Origin of the sequence: Tenacibaculum piscium, from assembly GCF_021390755.1 — a bacterium.
Classification (GTDB): domain Bacteria; phylum Bacteroidota; class Bacteroidia; order Flavobacteriales; family Flavobacteriaceae; genus Polaribacter; species Polaribacter piscius.
In genome coordinates, this window is sequence record NZ_JAJGWR010000004.1 from 75,994 (window position 1) to 89,125 (window position 13,132).

General features: G+C 30.8%; 13 protein-coding genes. 7 read left to right on the forward strand and 6 right to left on the reverse strand.

Features of this window, described 5'->3' with window-relative positions; all coding sequences use genetic code 11:
• Both trhA and L0U72_RS08200 read right to left on the reverse strand, forming a co-directional pair.
• On the reverse strand, positions 1-642 hold the full coding sequence (gene trhA / locus L0U72_RS08195; protein WP_233898860.1) for a PAQR family membrane homeostasis protein TrhA: 642 nt from the start codon (positions 640-642) through the stop codon (positions 1-3).
• A 3-nt stretch (positions 643-645) separates the two neighbouring features.
• The gene (locus tag L0U72_RS08200; RefSeq protein ID WP_233861536.1) at positions 646-1,416 is read right to left on the reverse strand and encodes a lysophospholipid acyltransferase family protein; all 771 of its coding nucleotides are present in this window, start codon (positions 1,414-1,416) and stop codon (positions 646-648) included.
• 114 nt (positions 1,417-1,530) lie between these two features.
• On the opposite strand from L0U72_RS08200, the gene trpS reads away from it, so the two are divergent.
• The 6 genes from trpS to mgtE all read left to right on the forward strand — a co-directional run bounded on the left by trpS (position 1,531) and on the right by mgtE (position 7,667).
• The gene (gene trpS / locus L0U72_RS08205; RefSeq protein WP_233861538.1) at positions 1,531-2,499 is read left to right on the forward strand and encodes a tryptophan--tRNA ligase; all 969 of its coding nucleotides are present in this window, start codon (positions 1,531-1,533) and stop codon (positions 2,497-2,499) included.
• Between the two features lie 114 nt (positions 2,500-2,613).
• Entirely contained in the window at positions 2,614-2,862 is a 249-nt protein-coding gene (locus tag L0U72_RS08210; RefSeq protein ID WP_101918602.1) for a hypothetical protein, read from the forward strand.
• Between the two features lie 373 nt (positions 2,863-3,235).
• The gene (locus tag L0U72_RS08215; protein ID WP_233898861.1) at positions 3,236-5,047 is read left to right on the forward strand and encodes a tetratricopeptide repeat protein; all 1,812 of its coding nucleotides are present in this window, start codon (positions 3,236-3,238) and stop codon (positions 5,045-5,047) included.
• 79 nt (positions 5,048-5,126) lie between these two features.
• Positions 5,127-5,456, forward strand: coding sequence for a DUF4286 family protein (locus L0U72_RS08220; protein ID WP_193699972.1), 330 nt, complete (start codon positions 5,127-5,129; stop codon positions 5,454-5,456).
• 5 nt (positions 5,457-5,461) lie between these two features.
• Complete coding sequence (gene rsmA / locus L0U72_RS08225) at positions 5,462-6,280, forward strand: 16S rRNA (adenine(1518)-N(6)/adenine(1519)-N(6))-dimethyltransferase RsmA (protein WP_233898862.1); 819 nt, start codon at positions 5,462-5,464, stop codon at positions 6,278-6,280.
• A gap of 37 nt (positions 6,281-6,317) precedes the next feature.
• A complete protein-coding gene (gene mgtE, locus L0U72_RS08230; protein ID WP_233883318.1) occupies positions 6,318-7,667 on the forward strand; it encodes a magnesium transporter in 1,350 nt (449 codons plus the stop codon).
• A gap of 9 nt (positions 7,668-7,676) precedes the next feature.
• Here the strand turns inward: mgtE and L0U72_RS08235 are convergent, their stop codons facing one another.
• From L0U72_RS08235 to rsmI, 3 genes are all read right to left on the reverse strand, one after another.
• The gene (locus L0U72_RS08235; RefSeq protein WP_233883316.1) at positions 7,677-8,348 is read right to left on the reverse strand and encodes a LysE family translocator; all 672 of its coding nucleotides are present in this window, start codon (positions 8,346-8,348) and stop codon (positions 7,677-7,679) included.
• A 33-nt stretch (positions 8,349-8,381) separates the two neighbouring features.
• Positions 8,382-9,431, reverse strand: a complete 1,050-nt coding sequence (locus tag L0U72_RS08240) for a ferredoxin--NADP reductase (protein ID WP_193706453.1) — start codon at positions 9,429-9,431, stop codon at positions 8,382-8,384.
• A gap of 99 nt (positions 9,432-9,530) precedes the next feature.
• Positions 9,531-10,199: a 16S rRNA (cytidine(1402)-2'-O)-methyltransferase gene (rsmI, locus tag L0U72_RS08245; protein ID WP_101918594.1), complete on the reverse strand. Its 669-nt coding sequence runs from the start codon at positions 10,197-10,199 to the stop codon at positions 9,531-9,533.
• 41 nt (positions 10,200-10,240) lie between these two features.
• Between rsmI and L0U72_RS08250 the strand changes: the two genes are divergently transcribed.
• Positions 10,241-12,055 carry a 1-deoxy-D-xylulose-5-phosphate synthase gene (locus tag L0U72_RS08250; protein ID WP_233898863.1) on the forward strand — a complete coding sequence of 605 codons (1,815 nt, stop codon included), beginning with the start codon at positions 10,241-10,243 and terminating at the stop codon, positions 12,053-12,055.
• A 177-nt stretch (positions 12,056-12,232) separates the two neighbouring features.
• Here L0U72_RS08250 and atpG read toward each other — a convergent pair whose 3' ends face one another.
• Positions 12,233-13,105, reverse strand: coding sequence for an ATP synthase F1 subunit gamma (gene atpG, locus L0U72_RS08255; RefSeq protein ID WP_233898864.1), 873 nt, complete (start codon positions 13,103-13,105; stop codon positions 12,233-12,235).
• Between the last annotated feature and the right edge of the window lie 27 nt (positions 13,106-13,132).

Here is a 13,132-nt window from a genome sequence, read left to right on the forward strand (position 1 = left end):
TTACACATATTTAAAAATTGCCCAAAAATGACTAAAGCTTCCTAAAAGTACAAAAACATGGAAAATAGCATGATTATAAGGCACTTTTTTAATCGAATATAAAACAGCACCAATCGTATAAAAAACACCGCCTGCAATTAAAAAAAATAAACCCTCTGATGCTAAATTATCCATCAACGGTTTGATTAAAAAAAGTACTTGCCAGCCCATTATTAAATACAATATTGTTGATAATTTATCATATTTTCCTGTAAAAAAAAGTTTCAAAACAACACCTAGCAACGCAAATAACCACACAAAAATAAACAAATACCAACCTGTTTTTTCGGGCAAAATAACCAAGCAAAATGGCGTGTAACTTCCTGCAATTAACACATAAATTGAAGCATGATCGAAAATATTTAGCCTTCGGCGGATTGTTGCGTTTTTAGACGCATGATAAAAAGTAGATGCTGTATATAAAATCAACAAACTAAAACCATATATCCCAAAACTAACGACCTGCCAAAAACCTTGATATACAACTGATTTTAATATCAAAAAAGGAAAGGCAATTATTGCCAATAATAAACCAAAACCATGCGTTAATACATTTAATTTTTCCTCTTTCGCACTGTAAATAGGCGATATTTTTGAAGTCATTTTTTAACTCTTTTTTAAACGATTCGTGTCCTTCATATACAAGTTATCGTTTGATAATTCCTTATATAATAACTCAAAAGCTTGCTTATTTAAGGCTTTTTTATCTTTCGGAACCAAATCTGAAGTTGCTATAAATGGTAATTGTTTTACACGAAAAACACCAGGATATCCTTTAAAAATATCCCAAGAAAATAAACGTTTTGCATCAAAATAAACTTGTGGCACAATCGGCATATTATATTGTATCGATAAACTAAATGCACCATTTTTAAAAGGCGCTAAAATCACCTCTTCCGATGGCACTAATCCTTCAGGAAAAATAGCGATACTCAAACCTGTATCCAAACGTTTTTTAATTTGTGTATAAACTTCTCTTCGACTTTTTGGATCATTTCTATCGACCATAATCACGGCTTTTTTATAGAAAAAACCAAATAATGGCACTTTTGATAACTCTTTCTTCCCGACAAATAAAATCGGGTTTTTACTCGAAGCAATCAATATCCAAGGATCTAATAAAGAACTGTGATTGGCTATAAAAACATAACTTTCTTCAGGATTTAAAACTTCTTGTCTATCAAATTTAAGCCTAAAACCCATGGCGTAAATTAAGAAAAAGGACCAAACTCGCATCAATTTCCAAAAAGAACCATACTTTTTTTCATCCGATAAAAGAAATAACACAAAAGGTGTCATCATAAATACCGATAAAATCATCAAAAGATAAAACCAAATTCGCCAGATTAATCGAAAAGGAAAAAGTATATATTTCATAAATGCGAATGTACTAATTTCTTTCTTTTGATAAATTTAAAACGTATTTTTGCTATCATACAAGTACTGGTAATAATCGCAACGATTATTATTATAATTTTTCAAAACAGATATATGTCAAGAATTTTAACAGGAGTACAAAGTACTGGAACTCCACACTTAGGAAACTTATTAGGTGCCATTTTACCCGCTATCGAAATGGCAAATGACGCTAAAAATGAATCGTTTATTTTTATCGCTGATATGCACTCGTTAACTCAAATTAAAGACGGAAACGAATTAAGAGAAAACACCTATAGTGTAGCAGCAACTTGGCTTGCCTGTGGAATTGACATCAATAAAACTGTTTTTTATCGCCAAAGTGATATCCCGCAAGTAGCAGAATTAAGCTGGTATTTAAGTTGTTATTTTCCGTATCAACGTTTAACATTAGCACACGGTTTTAAAGATAAAGCCGACCGTTTAGCCGACGTAAATAGTGGTTTATTTACCTATCCAATGCTGATGGCCGCCGATATTTTATTATACGATGCCCAAATTGTTCCCGTGGGAAAAGACCAATTACAACACCTAGAAATGACTCGAGATGTTGCCAATAGAGTAAACAATGTTATTGGTGAAACTTTCGTGTTACCACAAGGAAAAACCAGTGAAAACACCAAACTAGTTCCTGGAACTGATGGTGAGAAAATGAGCAAATCAAGAGATAATTTTATCAATATTTTCTTGCCAGATAAAAAATTACGCAAGCAAATAATGGCAATTCAAACCGATAGCAAAGCTCTTGAAGAAGTTAAAAATCCTGATACCGATAACGTATTTGCTATTTATAGTTTATTAGCTTCGGATGCTCAAATTGCTGAAATGCGTGCCAATTATGAAGGTGGAAATTACGGATACGGACACGCAAAACAAGCCTTGTATGAACTTATTATTGATAAGTTTTCAGACGCTCGTGCAAAATACAATCATTACATGGAAAATAGAAATGAAATTGATGAAGCACTAGCCGTTGGTGCAGAAAAAGCCCGCAAAGTAGCCGATGAAGTATTACAAAGAGTGCGTGGAAAAATTGGATATTAATACATTTTTTTTAATATTTCTATAAAAAAATCCGAAGTAAATTTTACTTCGGATTTTTTTTGATATAATATATATTTGCATCTATCATATTTTGTATATACAAAACATCTCACTATGAAAAAATTAATAGAAATCGATGATACAATTCTTGTAAAACTGAAAGTATTATCTGCTTTTGAAGGATTAAGTGTAAAAGCTTTGATGGAAAAAGCTATTGAATTGTTTGTCCAAAACAAAGAAAAAGAACAATTAGATGGTTTAACTAATGAGCAAAAAGAAGATTTAGGTCTTTTACTTTTAATGCAACAAGCAGATAGAACTAAAATAGTTCCTAGAGAAGACATCTTTAAAATGTTAGAATAAAATGAACGTTATTTATCTAGAAAGTTTAAAAAAAGATTTGAAAAAAATAAAAGACAAAAAATTATTAAAAAATTATTAAAAAATTTATCCGAAGTTTTTATAAAACTTGAAGATATTGATGATTTATTAAAAATTTCTAGTGTAAAAAAACTCTCTGGTCATCCAGATGCTTACAGAATACGAATTGGCGATTATCGCTTAGGAATTTACTATAATGAAAATGAAATATCAATTGTGCGTTTTGTAAAACGAAATGATATTTATAAAATTTTCCCATAACAAAAAAATCCGAAGTAAATTTTACTTCGGATTTTTTTTTGATTATTAAGAAACTATACTCGAAAAAATAATATTTATACAGTATTTTTGATTGATGAAAAATATAACACTACTAATTAATATACTGATTTTTAGTCTATTTTGTAATGCAAATTCCTATGCACAACAAAATGATTTTATGATTGCTGAAAATTATTTCAGAAATAATGACTATCAAAAAGCAATTCCTTTTTATCAAAAACTACACGATAAAAATCCCTATAATACCAATTATCTCAAAAAATTAATAACCTGTTATCAAGAAACAAACCAATATCAAATTGCCGAAAATAAGCTAACGAAAATCCTAAAAGAAAAACCAAGATTAACCTATATATCCATCATAAAAGGATACAATTTTGAACGTCAAAAAAAAATAAAATTAGCCAATAATCAATATCAAATCGCCCTAAAATCATTAACAAAAAAAGGACACTACGCAACAACAATCGCACGTCTTTTTAAAGAATATAATAAACTAAATTTGGCTATTTTAACGTATCAAAAAATAATGGAAAAAAATCCGAAAGCCAATTACGGATTTCAACTTGCTCAAATTTATGGCGAAAAAGGAGAGTTTAGTAAAATGTTCGATTCCTATGTTGATTTAGTCGATAAAAATGACCAATATCTAAACAACGTAAAACGATATACCAGTAAATATATTACCGAAAATCCTGAAAATAATACGAATATTTTATTCAAAAAAACCTTACTCCGAAAAGCAATCAGCAAGCCTAAAAATAGCTGGAACGACCTATTATCTTGGCTATTTATAAAACAAAAACAATACGAAAAAGCACTCGTGCAACAAAAAGCATTACTCGCTAGAGATTCAAATTATTTACCCAAAATAAATGAATTAGGAGAAATTGCCCTGCAAAATAACGCTTATCAAACTGCTCAAAAATGTTTTGATATCATCATTGAAAAATCCAATAATACAAGCGATAAATTCAATGCTATCAATAATAATTTGAAAATAGCAATCAAAATAAAACATCAAAATAAATCCGAAAATAAACACGAGAATATTAACGAACAATTTCGAACAATTTTCAAAAAATATGGTATCAATAAAAATACAATCGATATTCAAATAACCTTTGCCGATTATCTAACTTTTACCCAAAATAATCCCGAAAAAGCACTCCTAATCTTAGAAAAAGCCAAAACTTTTGCCAATTCTAAATTTACAAAAGCAATAATCACCCTAAAAATAGCAGACGTTTTAGTATATCTTGGCAGCTTCAATAACGCCTTAATTTACTTCTCTCAAGTACAAATTAATTTTAAAAATCATCCCATAGGACAACAAGCTCAGTTTAAAGTTGCTCAAACTTCCTACTTTAAAAATGATTTCAAATGGGCAAAAGCACAACTAAAAGTTTTGAAAGGTTCCGCAACACAATTAATAGCCAATGATGCAGCTAACTTATTTTTAACAATTTCTGATAATGAACCTAAAGATAGCATTTCTAGTGGCTTAAAAGAATATGCAAAAGCCGATTTATTCGCTTTTCAAAATAAAAATAAACAAGCAATTACACTTTTAAAAACACTAATCATAAAATATAAAGGACAACCTATTGAAGATGAAGCGTTGTTTAAATTAGCCAATATTTTAACAAAACAAGAAAAATATCAACAAGCAATTGCAAATTATAACAAAATAATAACACTCGATAAAAATGGAATTTATATTGATGCCGTATATTTTCAAATGGCAGAATTATATCGAACAAAATTAAATAGCCCTGAAAAGGCAAAAAAATACTATCAAAAGATTATTTTTGACCACGCTTCTAGCATCTATGTAGTTGATGCCAGAAAATATTTTAGAGAACTGAGAAAAACTCAAATTTAACTTGAAAACAACCATAAATTGCTGAAAATAATCTTAAAAAAAATTAATTATAGCAATTGTAATAATTACAACAATAATAATGTATATATATAACGTAACCATAAATATTGATGAAAGTGTACACGAACAATGGGTTGTTTGGATAAAAAATCATATTCCTGAAGTTTTAGCAACAGGACACTTTTTAAGCGCCAAATTAACTCAGGTTTTAGTCGAAGAAGAAATGGGAGGAACAACCTATGCTATTCAATATACCGCCAAAACTAGAGAAGATTTAGACGCATATTACGATACTCATGCAGACAGACTTAGAACCGCTAGTTTTAATCAATTTGCCGATAAAGTATTAGCATTTCGTACCGAATTACAAGTAATTAATGAATTTTTTCCTACGATAGCTAATAACTAAAAAATATGACAGTAAGAGCAAAAAAACATCTAGGACAACATTTCTTAACCGATGAAGATATCGCTAAAAAAATAGCCGATGCATTAATTGGAAAAGACTATGAAGAAGTCTTAGAAATTGGTCCTGGAATGGGCGTTTTAACCAAATATTTATTAAAAAGAGAAACGAAAACGACGGTAATGGAAATCGATTATGATTCGGTTGCCTATTTAAAAGATACTTTTCCGTTAGAACATATTAAATTAGATACGACTAGCAAAAAATTTGAAATAATTGAAGGCGATTTTTTAAAGAAAAACTTAAAAGACGTTTTTAAAGAAAAACAAGTCGCTATTATCGGTAACTTTCCATATAATATTTCTACGCAAATTGTATTCAAAGCCATTGAATATAGAGATTTTGTTCCTGAATTTGCAGGAATGTTTCAAAAAGAAGTCGCCAAAAGAATTGCCAAAAAACAAGGAAGTAAAGTATATGGAATTATGTCTGTTTTAACACAGGCTTTCTTCGATGTAGAATACTTATTTACCGTACCTCCTACTGTTTTTAATCCACCGCCAAAAGTAGATTCGGGTGTTATTCGATTAACCAGAAAAAAAGATTATAGCCTACCTGTTGATGAAAAATTATTTTTTAGAGTCGTAAAAACAGCCTTTAATCAACGAAGAAAAATGTTGCGCTCTAGCTTAAAATCATTCAATATTTCTGATGCTTTAAAACAAGATCCTATTTTTACCATGCGTCCTGAACAATTATCAGTACAAAAATTTATTGAATTGACCGATAAAATAGCAAAAGACAAATCAGATAATCAGATATTATAAATATTTAAATCTCGATTATCGAGTAAAATAGCAAAAAATGGCATTTGAAATTACTCAAGAACTACTCGAAAATGTAACAAAATACATCGAAAATAAAAATAACAACGCACTTAATGCCTTGTTTAATGAAATTCATCACGCTGATATTGCCGAAATATTAGATGAATTACCCTTTGAAGAATCCGTTTATATTATCCGTTTATTAGATAGTGAAACAACATCAGAAGTACTGATGGATGTTGGTAATGATGTTCGTGAAAAAATATTAGAACAATTAACCGCCAAAGAAATTGCGGAAGAAATTGATGAACTTGATACCGATGATGCTGCCGATGTAATTTCTGAACTTCCTGACAAAAGGAAGCAAGCAGTAATGCAAGAAATTGAAGACCAAGAACACGCTAAAGAAATTGTAGAACTATTACGTTATGATGAAGATTCTGCAGGTGGTTTGATGGCAAAAGAACTCGTAAAAGTTAATGAAAATTGGACAATTACCCGTTGTGAAAAAGAAATGCGTATTCAAGCTGCAGAAATTACAAGAGTACATTCTATATATGTAATTGATGATGCTGGTAAATTAAAAGGACGCTTATCGTTAAAAGATTTATTAATTGCCGCAACAAAAACAAAAATTTCGGAAGTATATATTCCAAAAGTAGATTTTGTAAATGTTACAGATAAAGCCGAAGATGTTGCCAATATTATGCGAAAATATGATTTGGAAGCAATCCCTGTTGTAGATGAATTAGGTGTTTTAGTAGGACGAATTACCATCGATGATATTGTTGATGTGATGAAAGAAGAGGCTGATAAAGATTATCAATTAGCTGCAGGTATTACCCAAGATGTAGAGGCTGATGATACTATTTGGGAGCTAACACGTGCACGTTTGCCTTGGCTTTTCCTCGGATTATTAGGAGGCGTTGGTGCCGCAAGTATTATGGGATTTTTTGAAGATGCCATGGTTGATAATGCCATTTTATTTATGTTTACGCCTTTAATCGCTGCGATGGCGGGGAATGTAGGCGTACAATCATCAGCAATTATAGTACAAGGTATTGCTAATGATGATGTAAAAGGAAGTATTACCGATAGATTATTAAAAGAAGTTTCCTTAGCCATGGTTAATGGTTTGGCGTTAGCTTTTTTACTGTTTTTATTCATTTTTATATCAGAACAAGACATTAAAATTGCAAGTGCTATTTCGATATCACTTTTTGTGGTGATAATTGTCGCAGGTTTAATAGGAACTTTTATTCCTTTATTTTTAGATAAACGAGGTATTGACCCTGCCATTGCTACGGGTCCTTTTATTACCACTAGTAATGATATTTTTGGGATTTTAATTTACTTCGGAATCGCTAAAATGATTATTGGTTTTTAATTAAAAAATTTAAGCAATTAAGATATTCAATAAGTTATCTATTTTATCTTTAGGAATAAAACTTTTTAACATCAATGCAGCTCCAAAAACAATTAATAAAACACCCATTCCGCGCTTTATTCTATAAATAACCAGCGCTGTAAGTTTGTTTTTTAATTGTTTTGCAAGTAGTATTTTCGCCAAATCGGTAAGTGCATAGCCTAAAATAACGGTAGCAAAATACCAAAATAAATACTTCGGATTCATATCATACGTAGGACCTATGACGACTATCAATCCTAGCCAAAAAGCCAATACTCCGATATTTATAAAATTTAAAAAAAAGCCTTTTATCAATAATTTTAGGTAATTATTCGTTGCAGATAACGTTACTTCTGGCACTTGATTTTCTTTTTTATTTTTTTTATCAAAAAATGTAATCAAACCATAAATAACAAGTACAAAACCTCCGATAAGAAATAAACGAGGGTCGTCTTTTATTTTTATCAATAAACTTCTACTTCCAAAATAAGCAATTAACATAAAAGAAATATCTCCTAAAATAACACCTACATCAAAAGCAATGGCAGCTCTAGCTCCTTTTAAAATACTTGTTTTTAAGAGCATAAAAAATACAGGCCCAATCATAAAGGCCATAAAAACGCCTACTAAAAAGGCGTTTTTTAAATCGTAAAAATCCATTATTTCTTTTTAATTCAAGCTAGATAATAGCTCTTAAATATCATCAAAATCAAGCACTACTTTTGGCGTACAAGGATGCGCCACACAAGTTAATACAAAACCTTCTTCTAATTCAGCATCTGATAAAATAGAATTTTTAGACATCACCGCTTTTCCCTGGGTTACTTTTGCAATACAACTACTACAAACACCGCCTTGACATGAATATGGCGCATCTAATTTATTGCGCAAAGATGCTGCTAAAAGCGTATCAGTTTTATCCATTGAAAAAGTCGTTTCTTCATCATCTAACAACACCGTAATTTCTGATTTTCCATCAGAAGAAGCCACAGGAATTTCTTGTTCGACACTACTTGCAGTAAATAGTTCAAAATGAATGCTATCTTTAGCAAAACCATTTTCTAGTAACGTGTTAGAAACTAAATTAATCATTTCCTCAGGACCACAGATATAGGTTGCATCAAAAGAAATCGCTTTGTGAATATTTTTGATAAAATAATTAACATAACTTGTGTCTATTCGACCAAATTTAGTATCATTTACAACTTCTTTACTAAAGATATAATGCAAATTAAATTTCCCTGAATATCTTTGAGATAACGCATTTAATTCCTGATAAAAGATAGTACTTTCTGGTCTTTTATTTCCAAAAATTAAGGTAAAAGTAGCTGTTGGTTCATTTTCTAATACGGATTTTATCATCGATAAAATAGGCGTAATTCCACTACCCGCCGCAAATCCAAGATAATTTTTATCCGCTGTTGGCTCTAAAATAAATTTCCCTTCTGGTTCAGAAACTTCTAAAATGGTATTTTCTGTTAAATCCGTAGTTGCATAGGTTGAAAAAATTCCTTTTTCCACTGCTTTTACCGCTACTTTTAGTTGATGACTATTTGGAGAAGCACAGATAGAATACGCTCTTCGAACTTCCTGACCATTTAACGTTGCTTTAATAGTAATATATTGTCCTGCGATAAAAGTATAAACTTCTTTTAATTCATCAGGAATTGTAAATAATATAGAAACAGCATCGGCAGTTTCTTTGATTATTTTTTCAATATTTAATTTATGAAATATAGCCATGTATTGTGTAAGTTAGAACTACAAAAATAAGCAATAGTAAGCAAATGATTTGTTAGATTTTAAATTTTATGAGCGCTAAGAATATTATTTTTATAAGAATTATTTTCCCGCAACTACAATTACAATTTCTCCTTTAGCAGGTTTTGCGGTATAATACGATAACACTTCTGCTACTGTTCCTCGTTTGGTTTCTTCGAATAATTTTGTCAATTCTCTAGAAACTGATATCTGTCTGTCTTGTCCAAAATATTCGCCAAAATGAGCTAATGTTTTTAATAATTTATGAGGACTTTCATAAAAAATCATGGTTCTATTTTCTTCGGATAAAAGCGTTAAACGGGTTTGTCTTCCTTTTTTGACAGGTAAAAATCCTTCGAAAACAAATTTATCATTTGGTAAACCAGAATTTACTAAAGCAGGTACAAAAGCAGTTGCACCAGGCAAACATTCTACCTCAATATTTTGTTGTACACAAGCTCTTGTTAATAAAAACCCAGGATCAGAAATAGCTGGAGTTCCAGCATCAGAAATTAAAGCACAAGTTTCTCCATTTTTTAATCGATTTAAAACACCATCAACAGATTTGTGTTCGTTATGCATATGATGGCTATACATTTGTGTTCCAATTTCAAAATGTTTTAACAATTTTCCACTAGTACGTGTGTCTTCTGCCAAAATAAAATCGACTTCTTTTAAAATTCTAAGTGCTCTTAAAGTAATATCTTCTAAATTCCCGATGGGAGTTGGTACCAAATACAATTTGCTCATACAGCAAAGCTACAACAAAGTTTTTATAGTACATTTGCGCTATGCCAAAAAAGCTGTTAAAAAATATTAATTTTCCTTCGGATATAAGGAAATTATCTGCTGATAAACTGCCATTATTAGCCACAGAATTACGCGAATTTATTATTGATATTGTCGCTACAAAAGAAGGTCATTTAGGCGCAAGTTTAGGCGTTGTTGAACTCACAATTGCCTTGCATTATTTATTTGATACACCAACCGACCAATTAGTTTGGGATGTTGGACATCAGGCCTACGGACATAAAATTTTAACAGGCAGAAAAGATGTTTTTCATACTAACCGACAATTAGGCGGTATTTCTGGTTTTCCAAAACGTAGCGAAAGTAATTACGATACTTTTGGCGTTGGGCACTCTTCTACTTCTATTTCTGCGGCTTTAGGAATGGCAATTGCTTCTAAAATACAAGGAAGTGAAAAACATCATATTGCTATTATTGGCGATGCTTCTATTGCAAGCGGAATGGCTTTTGAAGCGTTAAATCATGCAGGCGATACGGATGCTAATTTATTAGTTATTTTAAATGATAATGCCATTGGAATTGATCCTTCGGTTGGTGCTTTAAAAGGATATTTAACTCGGATAAAAGACAGTAGATTAAGTATTGAGCAACACAATATTTTTGAAGCCTTAAATTTTGAATATTCAGGTCCTATTGATGGTCATAATTTTGAAGAACTTTTATCAGAATTAAACCGTTTAAAAGAAGTTAAAGGACCTAAGTTTTTACACATAATTACCACCAAAGGAAAAGGATTACTTCAGGCTGAACAAGACCAGGTAAAATACCATGCTCCTGGTAAATTTGATAAAATTTCAGGCGATGTATTGCCAAAAAAACAAAGTAAATTCACCAAGTTTCAAGATGTTTTTGGGAAGACATTAATTGAATTGGCGCATCAAAATAAAAAAATTGTAGCCATTACACCTGCAATGCTTTCAGGAAGTTCTTTAAATGAAATGTTAGCCGAATTTCCTGAACGTACTTTTGATGTCGGTATTGCCGAACAGCATGCCGTTACTTTGGCTGCAGGAATGGCAACTCAAGGAATTATTCCATTTTGTGCCATTTATTCTACTTTTTTACAGCGTTCTTACGATCAAATAATTCATGATGTTGCCTTGCAAAATTTACCTGTTATTTTTTGTATCGACAGAGCTGGTTTGGTTGGGCAAGATGGTGCAACGCATCACGGAGTTTTCGATTTAGCGTATTTACGCTTAATTCCAAATATGATAATTTTTGCACCTCGTAACGAAATCGAACTTCGAAATATCATGTTTACGGCACAATTAGGCTTAAAAAATCCGATTGCAATTCGGTATCCGAGAGGTTTTGGGAACTTAGAAAATTGGCAACTTCCTTTTGAGAAAATTCAAATAGGAAAAGGTGTTTGCCTTCAAAAATTAAATAATCACCTTGAAAAATCATTTGAAAAATTAAAAAATAAAATAGCCATATTATCCGTAGGAATAATAGCAAATACTATTTCTGACGCTATAAATCAACTAGAAAATAGCAATAGTGTAGCGCATTATGATATGCGTTTTGTAAAACCTTTGGATAAAAAATTATTAGAAACTATTTTTACTAATTTTGATAAAATAATCACGCTAGAAGATGGTACAGTAAAAGGTGGTTTTGGCTCTGCTATTTTAGAATATGCATCTGAAAAAAACTACAAAGGAAGTATTGATATTTTAGGGATTCCTGATAACTTTATTGACCACGGAACGGTGGAAGAATTGCAATTTTTATTAAAAATTGATTCAAAAAGTATCCAAGAAAAAATTGAAGAATTATTAGAACCTGTTTAAACTTCATTTTAAAAAAAAGCGAATCCGTCAATCTGAATTTATTTCAGATTCACATCCTGATTTTCCACAGTTCTCTTATTGGTGCGATGCTGAAATAAATTCAGCATGACGATAGTTTATAAAAACTAAAAAAGCGAACCCATTTAGATTCGCTTTTTTTATATAAATTATAGTTTCTTAGTTCTTTAATGCTTCCGCACCACCAACAATTTCTAAGATTTCATTGGTAATTGCTGCTTGACGTGCTTTGTTATACGTTAATAATAATTCATCACGTAATTCAGTAGCGTTATCAGTTGCCTTGTGCATTGCAGTCATACGAGCTCCGTGTTCTGATGCAAATGAATCACGAATTGCTTTGTATAATTGTGTTTTTAAAGATTTAGGAATCAATTCTAAAACAATTTGCTCTTTAGAAGGTTCATAAAGATATTCTAAAGCTACCTTTTTATCTTCACCTTCTACTGATTCTATTGGCTCAATTGGTAAAAACTGCTCTAATTGTGGAATTTGCGTTGCAGCATTTTTAAATTGATTATAAACAAGTTCTATTTTTTGATAAGAACCTGCTACATATAAATCCATTATTTTTTGTGCAACTTGGGCAACGTTATCATAGGTTAAATCATCAAAAATATCATTTCTATTTTCAATAATAGTATGTTCTTTTGATAAAATATCGTCTCCTTTTTTACCTATTGTTAACAAATCAACAGCAACATTACTGTATTTTTCATCAATAGCTTTTATTGTTCTTTTAACAATAGAAGAGTTAAAACCACCACATAAACCTCTATTGGAAGTAATTACCACTAATAATACATTTTTTACTTCTTTTTGAGTTGAATATACACCTCCAGCATCACTATCTAAAGTAGCGCTTAAGCTTTGTAATAATTCAGTAAGCTTAGAAGAATACGGGCGCATTGCCGTAATTGCATCTTGAGCTTTTTTCAACTTTGCTGCCGATACCATTTTCATGGCAGAGGTAATCTGCATTGTTGATTTTATCGAAGTAATTCTGTTACGTATTTCTTTTAAATTTGCCATACAAATAGTAGTTAGCATTTAATATTC